Here is a 26,229-nt window from a genome sequence, read left to right on the forward strand (position 1 = left end):
GTAGTTAGTTTGTTGTCGTGCTGGGAAAATGGTCGAAAAGACCTTGCGGAAATGCCATTTACTACGCATTTTTTCGACTTTCCAGCGCTATTTTCAACATAGATATACAAGGAAATCCAGGATGCATTCTAACAATAAATTGAACCAGGCAGTGCGTTTAGCATTAGCTTTGGGCGTTACCACCACGGCCCTGTTCGCGAATTCCGTTTCTGCACAAGAAACGACAGCAGAAGACAAAGTTGAGCGTATTGAAGTTACCGGCTCAAAAATCAAACGTATCGGCGAATTATCACCAACGCCAGTGACTGTGATCACCGGTGACGGCCTGGTCGATGCTGGTGTTGTCAACGTTGCTGACTTATTGCACAAAATGCCTAACACTTTAGTTGGTCTGTCACCAGAAACCACTAACAACACTATTTTCGCCAGCGGCCTGAACAACACCGACTTACGTGGTCTGGGTTCAAACCGTACTCTGGTATTAGTGAACGGTCGTCGCTTTGTATCTGGTGCACCAGGCAGCAGCGCTGTTGACTTAAACAACATCCCAACTGCAATGATCGAACGCGTGGAAATCACCACTGGTGGTGCTTCTGCTGTTTACGGTTCTGACGCTGTTGCAGGTGTTGTGAACATCATCACCAAGAAAACATTCGACGGTGTAACCGTTGATGTTTCTACCACGCGCCCAACTCAGAGCGGTGGTGAAGAAGATTATGCTTCTTTAACATTCGGTGCTGAAGCTGGCAAAGCGACTTTCGTATCAAACCTGAGCTGGGCTTCACAAAACCAGGTTTCTTATATGGACCGTGACTACCTGCGTGAAGGTCCAATCGCTATTCAAAACCCGAACTACGTTGCAACTGACCCGAACAGCCCATTACGGGTCATGTGGGGTACAGGCCAACAAGTTCTGGCAGCTTACTCTCCATCAGGTACCTTCGTATCTGGCGGCAAACGTTATACATTTGGTGACAATGGTCAGGTTCGTCTGATGAACCTGGGTCAAGCGTTACCTCCACTGGTTGGTGGTCGTGTTGACTACATCGGTGGTGAAGGTTACAACTTCGCTGAAAACTCATTCATGCGTACACCATTAGACCGCATCAGCTTCGTTTCTAATATGAACTATGCGATCAATGACGATCACAATATGAGCATGGAATTAAACCTGACGCGTTCTGAAGCATACGGCGAAAGTTCTCCTGCTTTCATCAACTTTGCTGTCAGCGCAAACAATGGTTTATTAACGCCAGAAGCTTCAGCGTTAATCGCTTCTGCCAATGCCGCTGGTCGCGTTACCATGGGCTACCTGGCATCTGACTTCGGCAACCGTAAATATAGCCAGGAACGTACGTTAGCCCGTATTTCTCTGGGTTTTGACGGTGCACTCACTGATACCTGGTCTTACGACGTATATGCAGCTATCGGCCATGTACAAGCTGATACCGAATGGTACGGTGAGATGTTCTATAACCGCTTCCTGCAAGCTGTTGACGTAGAGAAAACTGCCAGCGGTACCCTGCAATGTCGTGATGCAGCAGCCCGTGGTCAGGGTTGTTTACCGTTAAACGTGCTGGGTCGTGGTATTTACAGCGATGCAGCCTATAACTGGGTATCAACAGACGCTATGCGTCGTTCATCAATTGAGCAGTCAGTGGTTTCTGCAACTGTGACTGGCGAACTGTATGAACTGCCAGCAGGTTACATCACTACAGCATTCACTGCTGAATACCGCAAAGAAGGTTCGTCCACACTGCCAGATCCAGCAATGCGTGCCGGTCTGTTGTTCAACAACAGCTCACAACCACTGGAAGGTGAATTTGACGTTAACGAAATTTCAGCTGAATTCTCAGTACCATTACTGTCTGAGTTGACTCTGGTTGAAATGCTGACGTTCGAAACTGCTTACCGTAAAATGGACTACTCAACTTCAGGTTCTGATGATGCGTGGAAAGTAGGTTTGAACTGGGAAGTCACTGATGATTTACGTGTTCGTTTGAACAAAGCGAAATCAGTCCGTGCACCAAACATTGGTGAATTATACAACCCACCAGGTCAAACGTTCCGCACTCTGAACGATCCTTGTGCCGTCAGCCAACGTGCTGGTCTTAACGCTAAGTACAAAGACAAGATTCTGGCAAACTGTGCTGCACAAGGTGTTCCAACAACGTTTGAACCTTCTACCGAATGGAAAGGCTCAACACGTCCAGGTTTCATCATCGGTAACACTGATCTGACCAACGAAACTGCACACGACATCACCATTGGCTTTATCTACACGCCAGCTCAGATCGAAGGTCTGGGTTTCACAGTCGATTACTGGAAGTTTGAACTGACGAACGTCATCAACAGCTTTACTGGTCCTGACGTAGTGAAATACTGCTACCAGTCTTCTTCACTGGATAACCCGTACTGCCCACTGTTGACTCGTGATGCTGCTACGTTTGAAATTAACAACTACTTCGAGAAGCCAGTGAACTCTGCTTCACGTGACGTAGAAGGTGTCGATTTAGAAACTTCATATCGTTTCGCGACAAACTTCGGTGATTTCAACATGCGTTTAATCAGCACATATATGTCTACTTACGAAACCAACCCAACTGGTTTTGCTGAAGATCTGATTGACGATTTAGGTGAAGTGGTACTGCCAGAATGGAAACACCGTTTCAGCACTGAGTACACTTATGGTGATGCTTCTGCTGTTGTGACTGTAAATCATCGTTCTGATACAGTTCAAGCGAACGACTGGACTCCAAACCAGAACAACTACAACGACGTACCTTCATATACGACGTTCGACCTGACAACTCGTTACAACGTAACGCCAGAGTTCCAGGCTCGTGTTGGTGTACTGAACATGTTCGATCGTAACCCTCCAATGATCCCAGGCCAGAACACTAACGGTGCTGCATGGGACGTGATCGGTCGTCGTATCACTGCAGGCGTAAGCTACAGCTTCTAAGCTGAGGTTCTTCGGCTGGTAGTCGTTAAACTACCAGCAGAAAAATTCAGCATAAGCTCATAAAAAACCCCGGTTGCCTGCAACCGGGGTTTTTATTTTGGTTCAGTCATCGACTGCACTATTCGTCATTTTATACCCTCCATCCTTGAAGTTGCAGGGTTGTTGTCTGTACCCTGCTTGCGGTATGCTAACGGCACTTTTTGTCGCGTACCTTATCAGGTGCCGGCCGCCTTTGATTGAACAGTTGGAATTTTCGATGTCTGAAACACATACCCCAGCCCACACCGCCACGCAAACCCCAGCGCAAACTTATGATCCAAAAGCCATTGAGACCCAGATGCAGCAACATTGGGAACAAAGCAATGCCTTTAAAGTGGTCGAAGATCCAAGCAAAGAAAAATACTATTGCCTGTCGATGTTCCCTTATCCAAGTGGCCGCCTACATATGGGCCATGTGCGCAATTACACTATTGGTGATGTGATCAGCCGTTTCCAGCGGATGCAGGGCAAAAACGTCATGCAACCTATGGGTTGGGATGCTTTTGGTTTACCGGCTGAAAACGCCGCCATCGCCAATAAAACCGCGCCAGCGATTTGGACTTACGCCAATATCGATTACATGAAAAACCAGCTGAAACGTTTAGGTTTTGGTTACGACTGGGACCGCGAGCTCGCCACCTGCAAACCAGAATATTACAAGTGGGAACAATGGTTCTTCACTAAGCTGTTTGAAAAAGGCCTGGTTTACAAAAAGATGGCCACAGTGAACTGGGATCCGGTGGATCAATGTGTGTTGGCTAACGAGCAAGTGATCGACGGTCGCGGCTGGCGTTCCGGCGCTTTAGTGGAACAGCGCGAACTGGCGCAGTGGTTTATCAAAATCACCGACTACGCCGAAGAGTTATTACAGGATTTAGACCAACTGGACGAATGGCCAGAGCAGGTCAAAACCATGCAACGCAACTGGATTGGTCGCTCAGAAGGTGTCGAAATCACGTTCAGTCTGGCAGGTTCGAGCTACGACTTCAGCGTCTACACCACCCGCCCTGATACCCTTTACGGCGTGACTTATGTGGCGATTGCACCACAACATCCGCTGGCGCAAAAGGCCGCCAAGCTTGATGATCAATTAGCGAAATTTATCGACGAGTGCAAAGGCGGCAAAATTGCCGAAGCCGACATGGCCACCATGGAGAAAAAAGGTGCACCCACTGGTTTCTTCGCCGTACATCCACTGACCGGTGAGCAAGTGCCAATTTGGGTCGCCAACTTTGTGTTGATGGATTACGGCTCAGGCGCCGTGATGGCCGTACCAGGCCATGATCAACGTGACTTTGAATTCGCCACTAAATACGGCATGAAAATCAAACAAGTTATCGCGCCAGCTGCTGGCTCTGCTGCAGTCTGCGATTTAACCACTGCCGCATTTACCGAAAAAGGCGTGTTGGTCAATTCTGGCGAATTTGATGGATTGGATTTTGCCGCAGGCTTTAAAGCCATTGCTGACAAACTTGCCAAAAAAGGCATCGGTCAGGTCAAAGTGAATTACCGCCTGCGTGACTGGGGTGTGTCCCGTCAACGGTATTGGGGTTCGCCAATTCCAATGCTGACGCTGGAAGATGGTACGCAAGTACCGGTGCCAGAAGCGATGCTACCCGTGCGGTTACCAGAAGATGTGGTGATGGACGGCGTCACATCGCCGATCAAAGCTGATCCAAACTGGGCCAAAACCAGTTACATGGGTAAAACCGCTTTTCATGAAACCGATACCTTCGATACTTTTATGGAATCGAGCTGGTATTACGCCCGTTATTGCAGCCCGCAACACGATACCGGCATGCTGGATCCGGCCAAAGCCAATTATTGGTTACCGGTTGATCAGTACGTTGGCGGTATCGAGCACGCCATTCTGCACTTATTGTATTCGCGCTTTTTCCACAAATTATTACGTGATGTCGGTTTAGTGCAATGCGACGAGCCGTTTAAACGCCTGTTATGTCAGGGCATGGTGCTGGCCGAAACCTTCTACCGCGACAACGAAGGTGGCAGCAAAACCTGGTATTCGCCGCAGGATGTCACGGTTGAACGTGATGACAAAGGCCGCATCACTCAGGCTTTGTTAAAAACGGACGGCTTGCCGGTGGTTTCATCGGGCATGAGCAAAATGTCCAAATCGAAAAATAACGGTATTGACCCACAAACCGTCATCGACTTGTACGGCGCCGACACGGTGCGGTTATTTATGATGTTCACCGCGCCACCAGAGCAAACGCTGGAATGGCAAGATTCTGCTGTTGAAGGCGCTAACCGCTTCCTGCGCCGGGTCTGGACTTTGGTTAATGAGTTTAAAACGCACAGCAATGTTCCGGCTCTGGATGTTGCCGCTTTAACGCCAGATCAAAAAACACTGCGCCGCGAAATTCATAAAACCATTGCTAAAGTCACCGATGACGTCGGTCGCCGTTATACCTTCAATACCGCCGTTGCCGCCATTATGGAGCTGATGAACAAGCTGCAAAAAGCGGCAACAGAGCCAAATCAGAACCTGCCGGTGCTGTCTGAAGGTATTCATGCTGTAGTGGCGTTGCTGAACCCTATCACGCCGCATTTATCACAACATCTGTGGCGCGAATTAGGTCATCACACTGAACTTGAACAAACATCCTGGCCGGTGGTTGACCAATCAGCGCTGGTTGAAGATGAAAAGCTGGTGGTGGTGCAAATCAACGGCAAAGTGCGCAGCAAAGTGACGGTCGCGATTGATGCGACCGAAGAGCAAGTGATGGCACTGGCGCGCGCGGAAGAAAACGTGCAGAAGTACTTAGAAGGCGTTGAGCTGCGTAAAGTGATTTACGTACCGGGCAAATTGTTAAGTCTGGTGGTGGGTTAATATGACTGAAAAGCCGGTATTTTTAGTGAAGCTGTTACTGCCAGTGCTGCTGCTTGCCAGCTTACTGCTCGGCAGCTGTGGTTTTCATCTGCGTGGCCAGTTACCGCTAGCAAAATATCCGGCTATTCATCTGCAAGGCGACCGGCATTCACAGTTGTTGACTGAACTCAGCATGCAGCTCAGTCGCAACAATGTGCAATTGCCGGAGCAAAGCAGTGTCGATATTCCGCAAATTACCCTGGACCGCGATAGCCTGCAACGCCGGACTTTATCGTTGTTCCCGAATGGTCAGGTGGCGGAATACGAACTGATTTACACCGTCAACTACCAGTTACAACTGCCCAATCAAGAACCGGTGCCGTACCAGATTGAGCTGTTCCGCGATTATCAGGACGATCCGAACCGCGCTTTGGCAAAAGCCCGTGAATTGGATTTGTTGTTAGCTGAATTGCGTGGTCAGGCAGTCGCACGGATCATCCGCCAACTCGGCCGGCTGTAAGCCATGCTCAAGCTTTACAGCAATCAACTGGGCGCCCAGCTTAAAAAAAGTCTGGCGCCGGTTTACCTGGTGTTTGGCGAAGAACCACTGCAAAAAATGGAAGCGCTGGATGACATTCGCGCTGCCGCTAAAAAACAAGGTTTTGACGATCGGCAAAGTTTTATTGTCGAAGCCAATTTTGAATGGGCCGACTTTGTTAACGAGCTGAACAGCATGTCGTTATTTGCCCAAAAACAGCTGCTGGAACTGGATTTAGGCACCGCCAAACTCACTCCCACCGCACTTGAGCAACTTAAACAACTGCCCGCTTTATTGCATGCCGATGTCATTCTGGTGCTGCATGCGGCGAAATCTGCCACCGAATTTACCAAACAAAGCTGGTTTAAAACCTTGTCGGAAATGGGCGTACAGGTGCAGTTTTACCCGCTGGACGACAGCCAGTTTATGCGCTGGCTAAAAGAGCGGGCGCAACAGTTGGGTTTAAAACTACAAACCGACGCCCTGCAATTGCTGCAACATCATGCGGCCGGGAACTTACTCGCGGCACGGCAAGAACTGGAAAAACTGGCGCTCACTCATTACGGCCAATGGCTGGATGCAGCTTTTTTACAACAATATCTCGCCGATCAGTCGCATTTTACCGTGTTTCAACTGATTGACGCCGTGCTCGCCGGTTTGGGTGAAGAAGCCTTGCACCGGCTCGACCGGCTGCTGCAACAAGATACCGAAGCGGTGGTGATTGGCTGGCAACTGCAAAAAGAAGCGCTGACTTTATTACAACTGCAGGCCGCCGAACAACAAGGCTTGCCGCTGGCAGATTTGTACAAAAAATTCAGTATCTGGCCAAAACGCCAGCCGCTGTATCAACAGGCATTACTACGCTTATCCAGCAACTGGTTACATTATCTGGTGCAGGAACTGGCTTGTTTTGACCGGGGTTATAAATCGGGTCAGCTGTCGCACCCGGAAGTGGCATTGGGGCATTTAGTGACGCTGTTTATCAAACCAGTGCCAAAATTGTTTTCTTTGCAACAACAACTGGCATCTTAAGGCGCAGCAGCCATGGCAATGCTAGGTTTTTATGGCGGTACTTTTGACCCCATCCATCAAGGTCATTTGCAGTCTGCGCTTTATGTGCAGCAGTATTGCCAACTGGATCGGCTGGAACTCATCCCCTGCCATATTCCACCCCATCGCGCGCATCCTGGGGTCAGCAGCGAACATCGCGCAGCAATGGTGCGGCTGGCAATTGCCCCCTACCCGCAGTTGGCGCTGAATGTCATTGAACTTGAAAAAAACTCACCGTCTTATACTGTGGAAACGCTGGAACTACTGCGCGCGAAATATCCAAACGACACCCTGCTGTTTGTGATTGGCATGGACTCCTTAACCCAGTTTCACAGCTGGTTTCGCTACAGAGACATCTTAAAACTTTGCCATTTACTGGTCTGCCAAAGACCAGGTTATCAGCCCGATAGCATCGAGACCAAAGCTTTATTGGCAGAGCATCAGCTGCAGGCGGTCAGCGATTTACGAAGTAAAACTCACGGCGGAATTGTAATCCTGCCAAACCCAATGCTGGATGTCTCGGCCACCGCTATTCGCAAATCACTGCAACAATCAACAAACAGCAATGCCGATGCGCTGCAAATAGACGCGGTAGCAGCTTATATCCTGGAGCATCAGCTCTATCAGGTATAACTTCGGCACAAAAGCTGTTAAAATGCCGCGTTTTAGCGCACAGCCAATGGGGTATACCAGTGCAAACTTCGCAATTAATCGCCTTTGTCGTTGATAAGATTGACGATATGAAAGCAAAAGACATCGTTCAGTTGAACGTGTCAGGAAAATCCACCGAAACCGAATGTCTGGTGGTTTGTACAGGGACCTCGAATCGCCACACTCGTTCCGTAGCAGCCTACCTGGTGGTAGAAGCCAAAAAAGCCGGTTTACATATTCTCGGTGTTGAAGGTGAAAAGACTGGCGAATGGGTACTGGTTGACCTCGGTGAAGTGGTTGTTCACGTGATGCTTGATGAAAGCCGCAGCTTTTATCAGCTGGAAAAACTCTGGGCTGCCTAATCACGATGAAGTTGTTGTTGATTGCTGTCGGTCAGAAAATGCCAGCCTGGGTCAGTACGGCCTATGAAGAATATGCCAGGCGTTTTCCGCGCGATTTGCCGCTGGAGCTGATTGAAGTTCCGGCCGGGAAACGTGGCAAAAATGCCGACATCAAACGCATTTTAGACCTTGAAGGCGAGAAAATGCTGGCCGCAGTGCCCAAAGGCAGTCGCATTGTGACGCTGGAAGTGGAAGGCGGCAACTGGAGCAGTCCACAGCTTGCCCAAAAGCTCGAACAATGGCAAATGGATGGCCGCGACGTATGTTTATTGGTGGGCGGACCTGAAGGTCTGGCACCCGCCTGCATCGCTGCCAGTGAAGCCAAATGGTCGTTATCGGCACTGACCATGCCGCATCCGCTAGTCAGAGTGGTCTTGGCCGAAAGCCTGTATCGCGCCTGGAGCATCAGTACCAACCATCCTTACCATCGCGAGTGACCATGCGCAAAACCCGGATTGCCATCGCCGATCATGCTGCCGAAGCTATATTGTTCAACCGGCGTATTGTATTTTCGGTGATTGTGGTTCTGGTGCTGTTTTTGGTATTACTGCTGAATTTATACCAGCTGCAAGTGGTCCGCTACGAAGAATACTCCACCCGCGCCGATGGCAATCGCATCAAACTGGTGCCACTGTCGCCCAATCGCGGGATGATTTTTGATCGCAATGGCGTATTGCTAGCCGAAAACAGCCCGGTGCATTCACTTGAACTGATCCCAGAGCAAGTGGCAGATCTACCGGCTACAGTGACCGCGTTAAGCGCATTAATTAGCATTGATGCCGACACCCAGGAACGCTTTTATAAAGACGTCAAAAAACAACGCCGCTTTAAAAGTATTTCGTTAAAAGAACACTTAACCGAGCAGGAAGTCGCTATTTTGGCGGTGCATCTGCATCAATTTCCTGGTGTCACCCTCGAAGCCCGTTTAACCCGCAATTATCCTTATGGCGACTTGTTAACTCATGCGCTGGGTTATATCGGCAAAATTAACGAAAAAGAATATCAGGCGCTGGAAGCGGCAGAAGTCAGTGCCAATTACGCCGCCAGTCGCGATATCGGTAAATCCGGTATCGAAAAATTCTATGAAAGCCAGTTACATGGCACTGTCGGTTATCAGGAAGTTGAAGTGAATAGTCGTGGCCGGGTGATCCGGACCTTACGCGATCAACCAGCCATTTCCGGCGATGATTTGTATTTATCCATTGATTTAGGTCTGCAGCTCAAAGCGCAGGAAGCGCTGGGCGAAAACCGAGGCTCTGTGGTGATGTTGGATCCAAGAGACGGTTCGGTATTGGCGTTTTACAGTAACCCCAGCTACAACCCGAATTTATTCGTGCACGGCATTAGTGGTAAAAATTACAACTTATTGCTGAATTCACCAGATCGACCGCTGGTCAATCGCATCACGCAAGGTTTGTTTCCACCCGCTTCCACCATCAAACCTTTGCTTGGCGTGTTGGGGCTGGAAAGCGGCACCGTCACTGAACAAACCCGCATTCCGGATCCTGGCTTCTATCGGCTGCCGAACGTCAGCCGACGCTGGCGCGACCATGTAGAATGGGGCCATGGTTATGTTGATATTTACACTGGCATTATAAAAAGCTGCGACACCTATTTTTACCATCTCGCTTACAAACTCGGCATCGACAAAATTGCCGATTTTATGACTAAAGCTGGTTTTGGCCGACCAAGCGGCATAGATCTGCATGAAGAAAACGAAGGCAATATGCCAACCCGCGCCTGGAAAAGGGCCAAACACAAGCAAAACTGGGGACCAGGCGATACCATTAATATTGGTATCGGCCAGGGCTACTGGCAAGCAACTCCGCTGCAAATGGCGTTAACCACCGCCACTTTAGTCAATAGCGGTGGTCGGATCACGCCAAGACTGGCGCGGAATTTCCATAACCAGCAGCAAGATCAATCGCTGCTGGTGCCGCTGGAGCAGGCTATTACCGTGGTCGACCCCAATAACTGGGCGATTTCCCGTGAAGCGATGTACCGCACCGCCCATCAAGAAGGTGGTACTGCCAGAGGCGCATTTTTGGGAGCAACCTATACCATTGGCGGAAAAACCGGTACGCAGCAAGTCATCAACATCGCCGCCGGCCAGAAATACAATGCCAAGGCGATTAACGTACGTCATCGTGACAACGCGATGTTTATCGGTTATGCCCCGCATGACAAACCAGAAGTAACCATTGCTGTGGTGGTCGAAAACGCCGGTGGTGGTGGCAGTAACGCGGCGCCGGTGGCGCGGCAGATGCTGGACTATTATTTTTCACCACAATATAACGCGCCAAAACTACCGTCGATTGCAGAGATCGCCGTGATCCAGCAACAACGTTATGACGCCATGGTGCTACGCGAACAGGCCTATGCCGAAGAAGCCGCGCGCGAAAAAGCCGCCAAAGAAGCACGTAAAGCAGCCGAGCTGCAGCGAAAATCCGGCAATGCCATAATTCCCGATGCAAACAGCCTGCCGCCACAGACTTTACCGGCCGGCCAGACATCACCGGCTGTGGCGACATCAACTGAACAAACGGCAACCGAAAGCAATCCATCACCGCCAACGACGACCGAGGAAAAACCCATCGATGAGTAATCAGGAGCATCAGACCCGTTGGCAACGCTGGCATATCGATATTCCGCTGTTATCCGGAATAGTGATTCTGCTGCTGGTGGCACTTTTTACGCTGTACAGCGCCGATGGTCAGGATCTGGTTAAAGTGGAAGGCCAGGCGCTGAAGATGATTTTTGCCCTAGGCATCATGCTATTTTTGGCGCAGATCCATCCCAATACCTTTCGCTATTGGGCAATCCCGATGTATATCGGCGGTCTAGTATGTTTATTGATCGTCGAGTTTTTTGGCTATACCGCCAAAGGCTCAACCCGTTGGATTGATTTGGGATTTACCAAATTTCAGCCATCGGAAATGATGAAGCTGGCAGTGCCGATGGCCGTGGCCTGGTATATGGCAAAACATCCGATGCCGCCAAGAAATCGGGATCTGCTCACCGGCTTTATCATCTGCGCAATACCGACTTTACTGATTGCCAAACAACCAGATTTAGGAACGTCGATTCTGATTGCGATGTCTGGCGTCTTTGTGCTGTTCTTCTCAGGCATGAGCTGGCGCATTATTGGTGTTCTGGTGGCACTCATCGCCGCATTTTTACCGGTGTTATGGCACTTTTTGATGTATGACTATCAAAAACGACGGGTGTTAACGCTGTTTGATCCAGAACAAGACCCATTAGGTGCCGGTTATCAAACCATTCAATCGATGATTGCGATTGGCTCCGGTGGATTTGAAGGCAAAGGCTGGATGCAGGGTACCCAGTCGCAACTGGAATTTTTACCGGAGCGGCACACCGATTTTATATTTGCAGTGTATGCCGAAGAAATGGGTCTAATGGGTGTGATGGCGTTGCTGGCACTGTATTTTTTTGTGATCAGCCGTGGCCTGATCATTGCCAGTCAAGCGCAGGACAATTTCAGCCGCTTTATGGCGGGCAGCATTACTCTGACATTTTTTGTCTACGTCTTTGTTAATATTGGCATGGTATCTGGTATCCTGCCGGTGGTTGGTGTTCCGCTGCCTCTGATTAGCTTTGGCGGAACTTCTTTGGTGACTTTGCTGGCCGGCTTTGGCATTCTGATGTCGATCAGCACTCACAAACGGATGTTAGCGAATCAATAATGAAAAAATTTTCCTGTTTAGAGCGCTCTCTGGCGCAACCCTTGTTGCTGATTTCTGCCACAGTGTTACTAGCCGCTTGCTCCAGCGCGCCACAACCCTCAGATCAATCAAGCTCAGCTTCGTATCCAGAGCCGAATAAAGGCCGGTACGCGCAACAAAAAGACAGTATTCCGCTGCGTTTTCCAACCGCTGACGAAATGATGGATCCTGAACCTGTAGTGGAGCCGTTAAGCCGCGGTGGCAACAAAGCCTACAATATCTATGGTGTGGATTATTACCCAACCACGACTATTACCGAATACAGCGAAACCGGCACAGCGTCCTGGTATGGCAACAAATTTCATGGTCACAACACCTCCAATGGTGAAAAGTACGATGTGTTTTCAATGACCGCCGCCCATAAAACCTTGCCATTACCTTCTTATGTACGGGTCACCAACCTCGATAATTTCAGAAGCGCGATAGTACGGGTCAATGACCGCGGCCCGTTTCATAACGGCCGGGTCATTGATTTGTCCTACTCTGCCGCCTACAAGTTAGGGATATATCAAACCGGCACCGGTCGGGTGAAAGTCGAGTTGGTGGCATCTCCTGCCATGGAAAATATGAGCAGTTTTGCCACGCCTATTGCACAAGAGCCGATGATCCCTTACGAGCCAATGACCGAAACCATGGCGCCAGCTGCAGCCAGAAACTCAGCACCGGCAACAGCGCCAGTAACGGCACCGGTAAGCTTGCCTCCCCCGGCTTCCGTTCAGTCTATGGGGCAAAATACCTCGCAAGGATGTTTTATTCAGCTAATTGCCAGTGGCGATCAGGCAAAAATAAACCGCCTCGGGAACGAATTACAACAACAGTGGTCTGTACCCACAACAGTTCAAACTGCCAATGGCATGTTTAAACTGTTAGCCGGGCCATTGCACGAACCAGCAGCTGCGGCCAGTTGGTTAGAAAATTTAAGAAGTAGTGGTTATCCGGATGCTTTTTTCACCAATAAAAAACTGTGTAGTGGTTAACTGCCAGCGGTGACAACAACCGGATTGTTTTCCAAGCATTCATCAAAAAAAGAAAGAGTCTCATGAACCAGTATCGTCGAATTTTTATTGCCACCAGTTTCAGTTGCATCAGCTTTTTTGCCAGCAGTCAGGCCGTGCAAGTGACCCCATCCGCGCCGGAAGTCAATGCCAAAGGCTTTATTCTGATTGACTACCACACAGGCAAAGTATTGGCAGAAGGTAATGCCGACACCCCACTGGCTCCTGCCAGTCTGACCAAAGTGATGACCAGTTATGTGGTCGGTACCGAAATTAAAAATGGCAATATTAAGCCAGACGATCAGGTCACCATCAGCGAAAACGCTTGGGCCAAAAAATACACTGACTCTTCCAAGATGTTTATTGAAGTAGGCGCCACCATTTCGGTGAATGAACTCAATCGTGGCATCATTATTCAGTCTGGTAACGACGCCTGTGTTGCGATCGCTGAACATATCGCCGGTACTGAAGGTGCTTTCGTTGAACTGATGAATGCCCACGCCAAACGCCTGGGCATGGAAAACACCACGTTTAGCAATGCCCACGGTTTACCGGACGAAGCACAGCGCACCACCGCCCGTGACATGTCAAAACTGTCAGTCGCGCTCATTCGTGATGTACCGGAAGAATATAAAATTTATGCTGAAAAAGAATATGTGTTTAACGGCATCAAACAGTACAACCGCAACGGCTTGTTGTGGGATAAAACCCTGAACGTGGACGGCATCAAAACCGGCCATACCGCTGAAGCGGGTTATAGCTTAATTACCTCAGCCACCAAAGACGGTATGCGTTTAGTCTCTGTGGTGATGGGCACCGACAGCGCCAAAACCCGGGAAGCGGAAAACAAAAAATTACTGACCTACGGCTTTCGCTTTTTCGAAACTTTCTCACCTTATAAAGCTGGTGAAGTTTTTGCTGCCCAGCGCGTTTGGCAAGGCGATAAAGAAAGCATCAATTTAGGTGTACTGAGTGAAACACCAATCACCCTGCAACGTGGCCAGCGCAAAAACTTAAAAGCTGATTTTAAATTATCGCAACTGTTGGTCGCGCCAATCGCCAAAGGCCAGGTAGTGGGTACGCTTTATTTGAAGCTGGGTGAAGAAGATATTGCAGAATTTCCGTTAGTGGCCTTGGAAGACATTGCTGAAGGCACCATATTCAATCGTCTGGTTGATTATGTGAAAATGCAATTTCTTTAATCTCAGTCATAGATTGCCTACCCATTATCTTCAAGGATGACGGGTAAAGTTGTCATTGACTGTCACATAGTCCCGGCATAGTCCGGGACTTTTTGTTAGAATAACCGACATTATGCGTAAGCTGAAAACCTAAGTTGTGAGTGAGGATAAAATGGTCACTGAAGTCAAAAACACTACCTTTGATGAGTTTCTGGAATTCCCCTGCTCATTCAATTTTAAAGTTGTGGGTGTGGCCCATGACGATTTGGTGCCACAGGTGATTGCTACATTGCAACAACATGCCGACGCCAATGACTATTCACCTTCGATTAAACCAAGCAGTAAAGGCACTTATCACTCAGTGACTGTGATCGTTACCGTCACAAGTAAAGCGCACATCGAACTGCTGTATACCGAGCTTGGCAAGCTGGAACTGGTCCGTTATGTGATGTAAGGTCGGGATAAAACTCGACCTTTGAAGTGTGACCGTTATAATGCTGCCAAATTGTGGCCACGGAGCCTGTAGTGCCTTTAGCTGACGCCTTAGTCATCCGCGATTTAGGATTGGTGGATTACACCAGTACCTGGCAGCGGATGCAGCAATTTACTGACCAGCGCACCGATGAAACCATGGATGAAATCTGGTTGCTGGAGCATCCGCCGGTGTTTACCCAAGGTCAGGCCGGCAAGGCTGAACATCTGTTATTACCAGGCGATATTCCGGTAGTACAGGTTGACCGTGGCGGTCAGGTGACGTATCACGGGCCTGGTCAACTGGTGGCTTATGTGCTGCTGAATATCAAAAGACGCAACATCGGTGTGCGCCAGTTGGTGACTTTAATCGAACAGGTTATCGTCAATACGCTGGCGTCTTGCGACGTTAAAGCGTACGCCAAAGCCGATGCACCAGGCGTTTATGTCGATGAAAAGAAAATTGCCTCGTTAGGGCTGCGGGTGCGTAAAGGCTGTACATTTCACGGGCTGGCGCTCAATGTCGATATGGATTTAACACCTTTTAACCGGATCAACCCCTGTGGTTATGCCGGGATGCAAATGATTCAAAGTAAAGATTTTGGCGGCCCGCTGCATATGGCTGCAGCCAAAGAAGAACTTAGTCGTCAGTTTGCCAGCTTGTTGGCGGTGACTTCGCTTGAATATAAGACAGGGTTTTATGACTAACATCACCAAAACAGCTTTAATGGAGCCCGGCGTTAAGTTACGTGACGCTGAAAAAATGGCTTTGATCCCGGTCAAAGTGTTGCCGACCGAACCGGCCGAAATGCTGCGTAAGCCAGAATGGCTGAAAATCAAACTGCCCCGCTCGTCAGAACGTATCGACGAAATTAAAAGTGCCATGCGTAAGCATGGTCTGCACTCAGTCTGCGAAGAAGCATCTTGCCCTAACTTAACTGAATGTTTCAGCCACGGTACCGCTACCTTTATGATTTTAGGCGCTATCTGTACCCGTCGTTGTCCGTTTTGTGATGTCGCCCACGGCAGGCCGTTACCACCAAGTGCAGAAGAGCCGGAAAAACTGGCCTTAACCATCAAAGATATGAAGCTGAAATATGTGGTGATCACTTCGGTTGACCGCGATGATCTGCGTGACGGTGGTGCGCAGCACTTTGCCGAATGTATCAGCGCTATCCGTAAAGAAAGCCCGACCATTAAAATTGAAGTGTTGGTACCGGATTTCCGTGGCCGGATGGATGCGGCGCTGAACATTCTGACCCAAACCCCACCAGATGTGTTTAACCACAACCTGGAAACCGCACCACGGCTGTACAAACTGGCGCGGCCGGGTGCTGACTACAAATGGTCGCTGGAACTGCTACGCCGTTATAAAGAAGCGCATCCGGAAGTATCGACCAAATCAGGTTTGATGGTCGGCCTTGGTGAAACCACCGAAGAAATCATCGAAGTGATGAAAGATTTACGTTTGCATAACGTCGACATGTTAACCGTTGGCCAATATCTGCAACCGAGCAAACATCATTTACCGGTGCGTCGTTATGTATCGCCGGCTGAATTTGATGAAATCAAACGCATCGGCTTTGAACTGGGCTTTAAACACGTCGCAGCCGGGCCTTTTGTCCGCTCTTCATACCATGCGGATCGCCAGGCCGCTGGTGAAGCGGTAAGCTAGTTCTCGGTATATACCCAAAATCATTGAAGATTCGGGTAGGCGGCAACTGAGCGAAACCCCAGGAGCATAGCAGTCTATGTGACTGGGTCGGACTGGCGCCCCAGCGAGTGAAGGCGGCCAACAACCCCGAATCGTCAAGGATGACGGGTATATTCAGGCTGCAACTGCAGCCTGTTTTTTTAGTAAATACAAGGCTATGCTGTAGCTATCAAATCAGGAGTCGATATGGACCACAGACGATTTAGCCGGATCTTGTTTAGTAGTGATGCACAGCTACTTTGCAACGACCAGAGCTTCAGCACGGAAATATTAGACCTGTCGCTACAAGGCGCTTTAGTCAAACGCCCGGCAGATTGGAACATCGAAATTGGCAGTTCAGTACAACTGCAATTTCAGCTGAATGATTCAGAGTTAGTGCTACAAATGGACACTATTGTTGCGCATAGTCATCAAGATACACTTGGTCTTCGCTGTGAAAAAATGGATATCGAAAGTGTCAGTCATTTAAGGCGGCTACTGGAGCTTAATATCGGTGATGCCGATTTACTGAGTCGCGAATTAAGTGAATTGTCGAACTAATCACCAAACGTCTGACTAAACGAATGGGTTTATCGAACAGCTTGACGAACCCCATTGCCGGCCGCTTCAGCTAAAGCTTGTTGTGCTGGTGGATAACCCGAACGCGCAGCAATTTGCATCAGTTGCTGCCACCCAGCCCAGTCATTTTCTTGTCGTGCCAGATAAGCAAAATAATATGCCACCGGCATCAGTTGTTCTGGCCGTTGCAGTTGTTGCTGCATTAATTTTAAATAAAGATCCGGCACCGCCAGTTCATAGTGCTGTAGATGACTGTCAGCGCTAACCACCCGATACGCCTGTTGTGATGTATGTTTACACGAATCAACCGCTGTCAGAATGATATCACCAGCTTCTAGTTGCCATCTGGCCAGATATGCTGGCAAATCATCTTTTGCAAACAACAGATTCGGGGTGATGCGCCCCGCTACACACTCGCTGTCTGCGATGGTTTGCGCCAGTGGATATTCATCAATAAAACCAAACAGATGACTGAGTTCATGCCGCAATAACGGCAAAGACGCGGTTTCCGGCAGCTGTAACCAACCGTTGTTAAAACTGGCACCGCCCTGCCCGGCAAGCACCAACAATTGGGTGGCGCCTGACTGCAATACCAACTCTTTTAATGGCTTTGCATCACACTGAATGCGTTCTGCGCGTTGTTCACTGCACGAAAGCTGCTGACTATCAATAAAAACCGGCGCATTAAAACACAATGCCAGGCTCGACAGCTGTGGGTCTTGCTGCCATTGCTTTGAAAGTTGTAGCCATTGCAACGCTGATTGTGCTGTGCTGAGCACTGGCTGGAGATGAAGGGCGCAGTGGGGTTCGTCTGCTGTTGTTAGTTGCTGCTGCAGCTTATTTTTTATCGGCGCTGTCATTTTCGAAAACGCCTTTTGCCATTGCTGCTGGTAGCGAAGCACTTCAGAGGCCGGAAGCTGTTGCCAAAGCCCCAGCTGGGCTAAAAACGGCTGACGTTGCTCCGCAGCTAAGGGTACATTTTGTAGCCATTCACTTAATTCAGCCACACTGGTGGTGGACTGCTGCAACCGGAGTACCGCAGCCACCGCTGCTGCATCGCCTGTTGCTGCAGCTTGTTGGTACAAGGGTAATGCCTGACTGATCAAGCCTCTTTGTTCGGCTTGCTGAGCTTGCAGCAAGGTTGCATAAGCCGTTGATGGCGGTGGTTCGCTACACGCAGGCAGCAATAGTGCCAATAAAAAAAAGCCAGCAAGCCGGCTTTGTTTTGAATTCACACTGCGACTAATGCGCATGATCATGCTCGTCTTGTGCCACCACTTGCTGCCGGATTTTGGCCATTTCCAGCCTGGCATAACGGTGTTCAACAAACTCATAGATGTTAGTAGCAAGAGTTTTCTTGTAATATTCAATGGCTTGCGTTGGATTGTTCTGCAAAGCATGCCATTTGGCCAGATAAAAATACACTTCGCACAATTGCTCGGCCAGTTGTTTTGGCTCTGTAACATTATCACTCGCCACGGCCAACAATTGTTGTTCGCTGATCTGCCCTAGATAAAAAGCGGCAATCTGACGCGACCACTGTTTTTCATCAAGTTTTGGTAATAATTCAGCTAAGGTTTTATCTGCTTGAGGCTTGGACACTTCAATTTCAGCCAGATACAACCACAATGCCCGGTATGGATCATCGGGTTTAATTTGCTGGAATTGGCGGAAATCGCGCAGCGCTAACTCAAGTTTGTCGTCATTCTGCAATGCAATTGCACGGTTCAGATAGACGTATTGATAGTCTGGTTCAAGCTCCAAAGCCGAATCAAAGGCTTCATAAGCCGATTCAAAATCACCACTTAAAGTATGGTGAATACCCAGAAAATTATAAGCGTCAGCCATATCAGGTTTTAACTGCAATGCACGCATAAAATCATATCTGGCTAAAGAAGGTAAACCGACACTGTCGTACATCACACCACGGTCGTAAAACAATCGCGCACGTTGGTCTTTGGGCACTTCAGGCGAAGTCACGATTTCATTGATGCGGGCGATGGCAATTTCAGTGCGATAAGGGATGGGTTGTGGTTCTGGCGTCAATGGCTGCTCAACCAGGATACCTGGCTGAGCAGTTGACGTCATTACACAGCCGCTAAGCCCAGCTGCTGCAACAAGCAGCAGTGGGAAAAGACTGGCTTGCGCCAGCTTAGATGGCAGCTTCAGCATTCACAGCAGCTTTTTCAGATGCTTCTTTGATGCTCAGACGGACACGACCTTGCTTGTCAACTTCCAGTACTTTCACTTGTACTTTCTGGCCAACAGTTAAGTGATCAGCAACGTTGCTGACGCGCTCGTCAGAAATTTGTGAAATGTGTACCAAGCCGTCTTTGCCTGGTAATACATTCACGAAAGCACCAAAATCAACGATCCGCACCACTTCGCCCTGATATACAGTGCCCACTTCGATTTCAGCAGTGATAGCTTCAATCTTGGCGATAGCAATGGCAGCAGCCTGAGAGTTAGTGGCGGCAATTTTAACAGTACCGTCATCTTCAATCTCAATCGTCGTGCCTGATTCTTCGGTGATCTGACGGATCACAGCGCCACCTTTACCAATCACATCACGGATTTTCTCCGGGTTGATGCGGATGGTGTAAATGCGAGGAGCGTGTTCAGACAGTTCTTCACGGTGCGTGCTGATTGCCTGGTCCATCACGTTCAGAATGTGAATACGAGCCGCTTTGGCTTGTTTCAGTGCGATCTGCATGATTTCTTTGGTGATACCTTCAATCTTGATATCCATCTGCAGCGCAGTGATACCAGCGGTAGTACCGGCTACTTTAAAGTCCATGTCACCTAAGTGATCTTCATCACCTAAAATGTCAGAAAGAACAACGAAGTCGTCGCCTTCTTTCACCAGACCCATCGCGATACCAGCCACAGAAGCTTTGATTGGCACACCGGCATCCATCAGGGCTAATGAAGAACCACAAACAGAGGCCATTGAGCTTGAACCGTTTGATTCAGTGATTTCTGACACCATCCGCACTGTGTACGGGAAAGCATCAAAATCTGGCATCACAGCAGCAACACCACGTTTGGCTAAACGGCCATGACCGATTTCGCGACGTTTTGGTGAACCGACCATGCCAGTTTCGCCGACTGAGAACGGAGGGAAGTTGTAGTGGAATAAGAAATGGTCAGTTTTGTCTGACAGCAGATCATCGACAGTTTGTGCATCACGAGCAGTACCTAAAGTACAGGTTACCAGCGCTTGAGTTTCACCACGGGTGAACAGTGCTGAACCGTGGGTACGTGGTAACAGGCCAGTCATCACTGACAGCGCACGGATCATTTCATTGTCACGGCCATCGATACGTGGCTCGCCTTTGATGATCCGGCTACGAACAATTTTACTTTCCAGGTTGTGGAAAATTTCGCTGGCTTCAGTGTCGTTAAAGCTTTCGCCTTCAGCCAGTTCAGCTTTGATTTTTGCAAATACTTCAGCTTTGATTGCACCGATACGCTCGTAACGCTTGGCTTTTTCAGTAATGAAATAAGCTTCGCCAACTGGCGCCGTTGATAAAGCTTCGATTTTTGCAATCAATGGCTCGTTTTTGGCCGGAGCAACCCAATTCCAGGCTGGTTTGCCGCCTTCAGCAGCAAATTCAGCAATGGCATTGATGGCAGTTTGCATTTGGTCATGACCAAACACCACTGCGCCTAACATCACTTCTTCAGATAACACACCTGCTTCAGATTCAACCATCAATACTGCATTGGCAGTACCAGCAACCACTAAATCTAACTTACTGGTTTTTAATTCAGTTTCTGATGGGTTTAACACGTACTGACCATCAATATAACCAACACGGGCAGCGCCTAACGGGCCGCTGAACGGGATACCAGAAATGGCTAAAGCAGCAGAAGTACCTAACAGAGCCACGATATCCGGCTGGATTTCTGGTTGTACTGAAACTACAGTCGCAATCACCTGAACTTCATTGGTGAAGCCTTCAGGGAATAAAGGACGGATTGGACGATCGATTAAACGAGAAGTTAAAGTTTCGCCTTCAGACGGACGGCCTTCACGTTTGAAGAAACCACCTGGGATACGACCGGCGGCATACATTTTTTCTTGATAATTTACAGTCAGCGGGAAGAAATCCTGACCTGGTTTTGGTGCTTTTTTACCAACAACAGTGACTAAAACTGAAGTGTCACCCATGCTGACCAACACGGCACCGTCAGCTTGACGGGCGATAACGCCGGTTTCCAGAGTTACAATGTGTTGGCCGAACTGGAACGATTTTACAATTGGATTCACGTGGTTATTTCCTTTGTGATTTACGCGTGGACTGGGGCTCTGTTGAGCCTTAAACGCGGTGTATTTTGGGTCGATTTTTCGCGAGACAGTATAGCTTGTAAGCTGTCTGAAAAGATAGCCGCGCAAGACTTGCGATTACATAAAAATGACTGGTCGGATTGAAGTGAGTCTTGGAATATTGATTTAACACCGGCTTGCTGAAAAATTGCGTGTAATCCCGACTGTGATCATGCAAAAACCTGGTTCGAAGTAAACAAAAAAGGAGCCGAAGCTCCTTTGATGTTCTCACGAGATTTAAGTGGTCGATTAACGACGCAGACCTAAACGCTCGATCAGAGTTGCGTAACGAGTTGCGTCTTTACGCTTTAAATAGTCTAACAGTTTACGACGCTGAGAAACCATACGCAGCAGACCACGACGAGAGTGGAAGTCATGCTTGTGGTCAGCGAAGTGAGGTTGCAGCTTAGAGATAGTTGCAGTCAGCAGTGCAACTTGCACTTCTGGTGAACCAGTATCGTTAGCAACAACGCCGAAATCGGCCAGAATTTTTGCTTTTTCAGCGGTAGTTAGTGACATAGAATCCTCCAGGATTATTTAAACAAGCTGTCGCCAGGCACTAATCCAGCTGACAACCAAAAATGAGCGCGCATTCTAGCATGCTCAAAACGAATTACAATTGCTATTTTCAACTGGCCTGAAACTGACTGGTGTTGAGCAGGCGACGAACTGCCAGCACACCTTTGGCTACAGCACCAATCCCGATAAACTGCCCCGCTTCGGTATAAAGCTTTATTGCAGTCAAAGTCGGTGCTGTTTGTAAAGATTCAGCTTCTGAGTCGCTGAGCACCACCGTCTGACCATGTACTAACCGTTGATGTTGCACTGGATTTATTGTCAGCTCTGCCAGACCAAGCAGCGCCTGGTCCATCGGCAGCAACAGCGCATCCAGGCCTTGCCAGTCTTGTTTGTCGTTCAGTGGCACTAAGTCACTTTCGACCCGCATCTGACTGGCCTGAAATGGTCCAACGTGAATACGGCGCAGTGCACTGACATAAGCACCAGAGCCAAGTGTTTCGCCTAAATCATCAATCAGCGTGCGAATGTAAGTACCTTTGCTGCAATGCACCACAAAAGTGGCGTCCTGCCCATCAAAGGACAACAAATCAAAGCGGAAAATATTGATCGGCCGCGCTTCACGAGGCACGGTAATGCCTTGCCGGGCGTATTTATACAGCGGCTGACCCTGATATTTCAATGCTGAATACATGGTTGGAATTTGCAGCTGCGGCCCACGGGCTTTGACCACAGCGCTTTCCAAATCAGTCTGGCTGAAGTCGATAGACTTTTGACTGATGACTTCACCAGCAGCGTCGCTGGTATCGGTGCGCACGCCAAAACGGGCCGTAACTTCATAAGTTTTATCGGTATCAAGCAGAAACTGACAAAACTTGGTCGCTTCACCAAAACAAATCGGCAATAAACCGGAAGCCAGTGGGTCGAGTGCGCCAGTATGCCCAGCTTTTTCAGCCTGATACAACCAGCGAATACGCTGCAAAATACCGTTACTGGATACTTCTAATGGCTTGTCCAGCAACAAGATGCCATTGACCTGACGACGCGCCACTCTTTATTCTTCTTCGTCAGCGGCTTTTGCTGCCGGTGCATCAATTTCCTGACCTGCGGCAATCCGTTTTTTCTCATCGGACTTACGCACAGTTTCCACCAGATTTGCCATGCGGATGCCTTCATCCAATGACTTATCAAAGTAAAAACGAATGGTAGGCACAATACGCGCCTGGATGCGTTTGGCAATTAAACTACGGATATAACCTGAAGCTTCGTTCAGGATATTCAGGTTTTCCTGAACTTTTTCCGGCGCCATGCCTAAAAACGTCACATAAATTTTGCCGTGCGATAAGTCGCGTGACACTTCAACATCTGACACTGTGATCATGGTGTGTAAACGAGGGTCTTTAATCTCGCGTTGCAAAATCACTGCAATTTCTTGCTGCATCTGCTGCGATAACCGGTCCACCCGGCTGAATTCTTTAGCCATAATTTTACCTTTTTCAGTAGAACAAACAGGGGCACCAGGCCCCTGTTTCATACTGTTATCTAACTCAATCAAGCATTTGCATTACAGGGTGCGAACAACCTGAATCACTTCAAACACTTCGATCTGATCGCCTTCACGCACGTCGTTGTAGTTCTTCACGCCGATACCACACTCGAAGCCGTTACGAACTTCAGACACGTCGTCTTTAATCCGACGTAGCGATTCAAGCTCGCCTTCGAAGATCACCACGTTGTCACGCAGAACACGGATTGGTGCGTTACGTTTCACTACACCTTCTGTGACCATACAACCGGCAATAGCGCCAAACTTCGGTGAACGGAATACAGCACGAACCTGCGCCAGACCAATGATCTGTTGCTTGAACTCAGGTGCCAGCATACCGGTCATCGCCGCACGAACTTCATCTAACAGTTCATAAATGATGCTGTAGTAACGTAAGTCAAGTGACTCATCTTCAACGATTTTACGCGCTGTAGCGTCAGCACGGACGTTAAAGCCGATGATGATGGCAGAAGATGCAGCTGCCAGCGTTGCGTCAGTTTCAGTGATCCCACCGACACCACTACCGATGATGCGAATTTTCACTTCTTCAGTCGACAGGCGGCTTAATGATTCACTGATTGCTTCAACCGAACCCTGAACATCGGCTTTTAACACGATATTCAGTTCAGAAACGTCGCCGTCAGTCATGTTCGCAAACATGTTTTCCAGCTTGGCTTTCTGTTGACGCGCCAGTTTCACATCACGGAACTTGCCTTGACGGTACAGGGCAACTTCACGGGCTTTACGCTCGTCTTTCACCACTGTTACTTCATCACCGGCCTGAGGCACGCCTGATAAACCAAGGATTTCTACCGGAATAGAAGGACCAGCTTCTTTCACTTCCTGACCATTTTCATCGCGCATTGCCCGAACACGGCCGTATTCAAAACCACACAATACGGTGTCGCCCTGACGTAACGTACCTTCTTGCACCAGAATTGATGCAACCGGACCGCGGCCTTTATCCAGACGTGATTCAATCACTGTACCGCGGGCAATGCCCTGACGGACGGCTTTTAATTCCAGCAATTCAGCCTGGTTCAGGATCGCTTCTAACAGATCATCAATACCCGCGCCAGTTTTGGCAGAGATTGGTACGAATTGAGTGTCACCACCCCATTCTTCTGAAATAACGCCGTATTGAGATAATTCATTACGTACCCGATCCGGATCCGCATCTGGTTTATCCATCTTGTTCACTGCAACCACTAACGGCACACCAGCTGCTTTTGCATGCTGAATTGCTTCTTTGGTTTGTGGCATCACGCCATCGTCTGCAGCAACCACCAGGATAACGATATCTGTGGCTTTTGCACCACGGGCACGCATTGAAGTAAAGGCGGCGTGACCTGGGGTATCGAGGAATGTCACCATACCGCGATCAGTTTCAACATGATAAGCACCGATATGCTGAGTAATACCACCGGCTTCGCCAGCAGCTACTTTCGCTTTACGGATATAATCGAGTGTTGAAGTTTTACCGTGGTCAACGTGACCCATAACGGTCACAACCGGTGCACGTGGCTCCAGCTGACCTTCACCTTCGCGGTCTGCCATTACAGTTTCTTCTAACTCGTTTTCACGGGTTAAAGTGAACTTGTGACCCATTTCTTCACAGACAATGGCGGCAGTTTCCTGATCAATGACCTGATTGATAGTCGCCATGGCGCCCATCTTCATCATCACTTTAATTACTTCAGATGCTTTAACGGCCATTTTGGCAGCCAGTTCAGCCACAGTGATGGTTTCACCAATCTTCACTTCACGCTCTACCGGCTGCGCTGGCTTGTTAAAAGCATGCTGCATACTGGTTGGCGTTTTCTTTTTCTTGTGACGGTTGGCGCGGTTAAATGCGTCTTTATCGTCAGCGTCATCTTTTTTCTTGGCTTTGCCAACTGGCGCTTTTTTGCCATGGCGACGGCCACCACGTTCATCACGGGCATCAACTTCGTCTTCTGCCTGTTTCGCGTAGACGTTTGAAGTCAGGTGGTAATCACCCACTTCAACCGGTGCTTTTTCCTCTTTCGCCCAACGTTCAGCATTTTCTTCCGCTAATTTGCGGGCTTCTTCTGCCTGACGTTGTGCATCTAATTCCAGCTTCTTCAGACGTTCGGCATCTTGCTGCGCAATGATGCGATCAGCTTCACGCTTGGCATCTTCTTTGGCCTGACGACGTGCAGCTTCTTCCGGATCATCCCGCAGTAATTGGGCTCGGGCTTCATCGCGTTTCTTCGCTTCTAAAGCTTTGCGTTCAGCATCTGCTTTACGATCCGCTTCGTCTTTAATTTTGCGCTCAGCAGCAGCTTTTTCTGCTGCCTGGCGTGCTTCTTCCGCTTTCACAGCTTCTTCAGCTAAACGTGCTTCTTCAGCCGCAGCAGCTGCTGCATCATCAACTAAAGGACGTTTCACATAAGTCTTCTGTTTTAATACCTGCACCTGAATTTCACGGTTGCGACCAGCGCCACCGCTTACACTCAATGTAGAGGTTTCTTTACGCTTAAGCGTCAGACGTGATGGCTCTGTACTACCGCCACCGTGCTGTTTGGACAGATGTTCCAGTAGAGTTTTTTTCTCTTCTTCAGAAACCATCTGGCCAGTCTGCTTCGGGATGCCCGCATCAGCAAATTGTTGGACTAACCGATCAACAGTCGTTCCCACATCACTGGCTAGTTTTTCAATCGTTACTTCCGCCATGTCAATG

Annotated in this window: 22 protein-coding genes; 15 read left to right on the forward strand and 7 right to left on the reverse strand. The window is 48.9% G+C overall.

The genetic code is table 11. From position 1 onward, the window contains the following. Positions 1-121 precede the first annotated feature (121 nt). From A5320_RS01675 to A5320_RS01745, 15 genes are all read left to right on the forward strand, one after another. The gene (locus A5320_RS01675; RefSeq protein ID WP_068060083.1) at positions 122-2,965 is read left to right on the forward strand and encodes a TonB-dependent receptor domain-containing protein; all 2,844 of its coding nucleotides are present in this window, start codon (positions 122-124) and stop codon (positions 2,963-2,965) included. Between the two features lie 256 nt (positions 2,966-3,221). Next, on the forward strand, positions 3,222-5,855 hold the full coding sequence (gene leuS, locus A5320_RS01680; protein ID WP_068062832.1) for a leucine--tRNA ligase: 2,634 nt from the start codon (positions 3,222-3,224) through the stop codon (positions 5,853-5,855). Between the two features lies 1 nt (position 5,856). Beyond that, the gene (locus A5320_RS01685) at positions 5,857-6,354 is read left to right on the forward strand and encodes an LPS-assembly lipoprotein LptE (protein ID WP_068060085.1); all 498 of its coding nucleotides are present in this window, start codon (positions 5,857-5,859) and stop codon (positions 6,352-6,354) included. Between the two features lie 3 nt (positions 6,355-6,357). Then, the gene (holA, locus tag A5320_RS01690) at positions 6,358-7,404 is read left to right on the forward strand and encodes a DNA polymerase III subunit delta (protein ID WP_068060087.1); all 1,047 of its coding nucleotides are present in this window, start codon (positions 6,358-6,360) and stop codon (positions 7,402-7,404) included. A gap of 12 nt (positions 7,405-7,416) precedes the next feature. Beyond that, on the forward strand, positions 7,417-8,055 hold the full coding sequence (gene nadD / locus A5320_RS01695) for a nicotinate-nucleotide adenylyltransferase (protein ID WP_068060088.1): 639 nt from the start codon (positions 7,417-7,419) through the stop codon (positions 8,053-8,055). 59 nt (positions 8,056-8,114) lie between these two features. Continuing rightward, positions 8,115-8,435: a ribosome silencing factor gene (rsfS, locus tag A5320_RS01700; RefSeq protein ID WP_068060089.1), complete on the forward strand. Its 321-nt coding sequence runs from the start codon at positions 8,115-8,117 to the stop codon at positions 8,433-8,435. Between the two features lie 5 nt (positions 8,436-8,440). Continuing rightward, the gene (gene rlmH, locus A5320_RS01705; protein WP_068060092.1) at positions 8,441-8,911 is read left to right on the forward strand and encodes a 23S rRNA (pseudouridine(1915)-N(3))-methyltransferase RlmH; all 471 of its coding nucleotides are present in this window, start codon (positions 8,441-8,443) and stop codon (positions 8,909-8,911) included. 2 nt (positions 8,912-8,913) lie between these two features. Beyond that, positions 8,914-11,079 carry a penicillin-binding protein 2 gene (gene mrdA, locus A5320_RS01710; RefSeq protein ID WP_197489948.1) on the forward strand — a complete coding sequence of 722 codons (2,166 nt, stop codon included), beginning with the start codon at positions 8,914-8,916 and terminating at the stop codon, positions 11,077-11,079. Further along, positions 11,072-12,178 (forward strand): rod shape-determining protein RodA, encoded by a 1,107-nt coding sequence (gene rodA, locus A5320_RS01715; RefSeq protein ID WP_068060098.1) that lies wholly within the window; start codon positions 11,072-11,074, stop codon positions 12,176-12,178. The genes mrdA and rodA overlap by 8 nt, the downstream gene beginning before the upstream one ends. Beyond that, entirely contained in the window at positions 12,178-13,194 is a 1,017-nt protein-coding gene (locus tag A5320_RS22335) for a septal ring lytic transglycosylase RlpA family protein (protein WP_068060100.1), read from the forward strand. Before rodA ends, A5320_RS22335 begins: the two co-directional genes overlap by 1 nt. A gap of 62 nt (positions 13,195-13,256) precedes the next feature. Continuing rightward, positions 13,257-14,414, forward strand: a complete 1,158-nt coding sequence (locus tag A5320_RS01725; protein WP_068060104.1) for a D-alanyl-D-alanine carboxypeptidase family protein — start codon at positions 13,257-13,259, stop codon at positions 14,412-14,414. A gap of 151 nt (positions 14,415-14,565) precedes the next feature. Further along, a complete protein-coding gene (gene ybeD, locus A5320_RS01730; protein WP_068060106.1) occupies positions 14,566-14,847 on the forward strand; it encodes a DUF493 family protein YbeD in 282 nt (93 codons plus the stop codon). Between the two features lie 71 nt (positions 14,848-14,918). Continuing rightward, positions 14,919-15,572, forward strand: a complete 654-nt coding sequence (lipB, locus tag A5320_RS01735; RefSeq protein ID WP_068060109.1) for a lipoyl(octanoyl) transferase LipB — start codon at positions 14,919-14,921, stop codon at positions 15,570-15,572. Next, positions 15,565-16,539 carry a lipoyl synthase gene (gene lipA, locus A5320_RS01740; RefSeq protein WP_068060111.1) on the forward strand — a complete coding sequence of 325 codons (975 nt, stop codon included), beginning with the start codon at positions 15,565-15,567 and terminating at the stop codon, positions 16,537-16,539. Before lipB ends, lipA begins: the two co-directional genes overlap by 8 nt. A gap of 225 nt (positions 16,540-16,764) precedes the next feature. Beyond that, positions 16,765-17,118 (forward strand): PilZ domain-containing protein, encoded by a 354-nt coding sequence (locus A5320_RS01745; RefSeq protein WP_068060112.1) that lies wholly within the window; start codon positions 16,765-16,767, stop codon positions 17,116-17,118. 29 nt (positions 17,119-17,147) lie between these two features. On the opposite strand, the gene A5320_RS01750 is transcribed toward A5320_RS01745, so the two are convergent. The 7 genes from A5320_RS01750 to infB form a co-directional block, all read right to left on the reverse strand. Next, a complete protein-coding gene (locus tag A5320_RS01750) occupies positions 17,148-18,389 on the reverse strand; it encodes a hypothetical protein (protein WP_082971475.1) in 1,242 nt (413 codons plus the stop codon). Beyond that, positions 18,379-19,308: a lipoprotein NlpI gene (nlpI, locus tag A5320_RS01755; protein ID WP_068060115.1), complete on the reverse strand. Its 930-nt coding sequence runs from the start codon at positions 19,306-19,308 to the stop codon at positions 18,379-18,381. Before nlpI ends, A5320_RS01750 begins: the two co-directional genes overlap by 11 nt. Beyond that, a complete protein-coding gene (gene pnp, locus A5320_RS01760; RefSeq protein WP_068060117.1) occupies positions 19,289-21,409 on the reverse strand; it encodes a polyribonucleotide nucleotidyltransferase in 2,121 nt (706 codons plus the stop codon). Before pnp ends, nlpI begins: the two co-directional genes overlap by 20 nt. Before the next feature lie 306 nt (positions 21,410-21,715). Next, positions 21,716-21,985, reverse strand: coding sequence for a 30S ribosomal protein S15 (rpsO, locus tag A5320_RS01765; RefSeq protein WP_068060120.1), 270 nt, complete (start codon positions 21,983-21,985; stop codon positions 21,716-21,718). 109 nt (positions 21,986-22,094) lie between these two features. After that, positions 22,095-23,033, reverse strand: coding sequence for a tRNA pseudouridine(55) synthase TruB (truB, locus tag A5320_RS01770; RefSeq protein WP_068060126.1), 939 nt, complete (start codon positions 23,031-23,033; stop codon positions 22,095-22,097). A 3-nt stretch (positions 23,034-23,036) separates the two neighbouring features. Beyond that, positions 23,037-23,465, reverse strand: coding sequence for a 30S ribosome-binding factor RbfA (rbfA, locus tag A5320_RS01775; protein WP_068060129.1), 429 nt, complete (start codon positions 23,463-23,465; stop codon positions 23,037-23,039). An 81-nt stretch (positions 23,466-23,546) separates the two neighbouring features. Further along, entirely contained in the window at positions 23,547-26,222 is a 2,676-nt protein-coding gene (infB, locus tag A5320_RS01780; protein WP_068060134.1) for a translation initiation factor IF-2, read from the reverse strand. Between the last annotated feature and the right edge of the window lie 7 nt (positions 26,223-26,229).

It is taken from the genome of Rheinheimera sp. SA_1, from assembly GCF_001669775.1.
Taxonomy (GTDB): Bacteria; Pseudomonadota; Gammaproteobacteria; order Enterobacterales; family Alteromonadaceae; genus Pararheinheimera.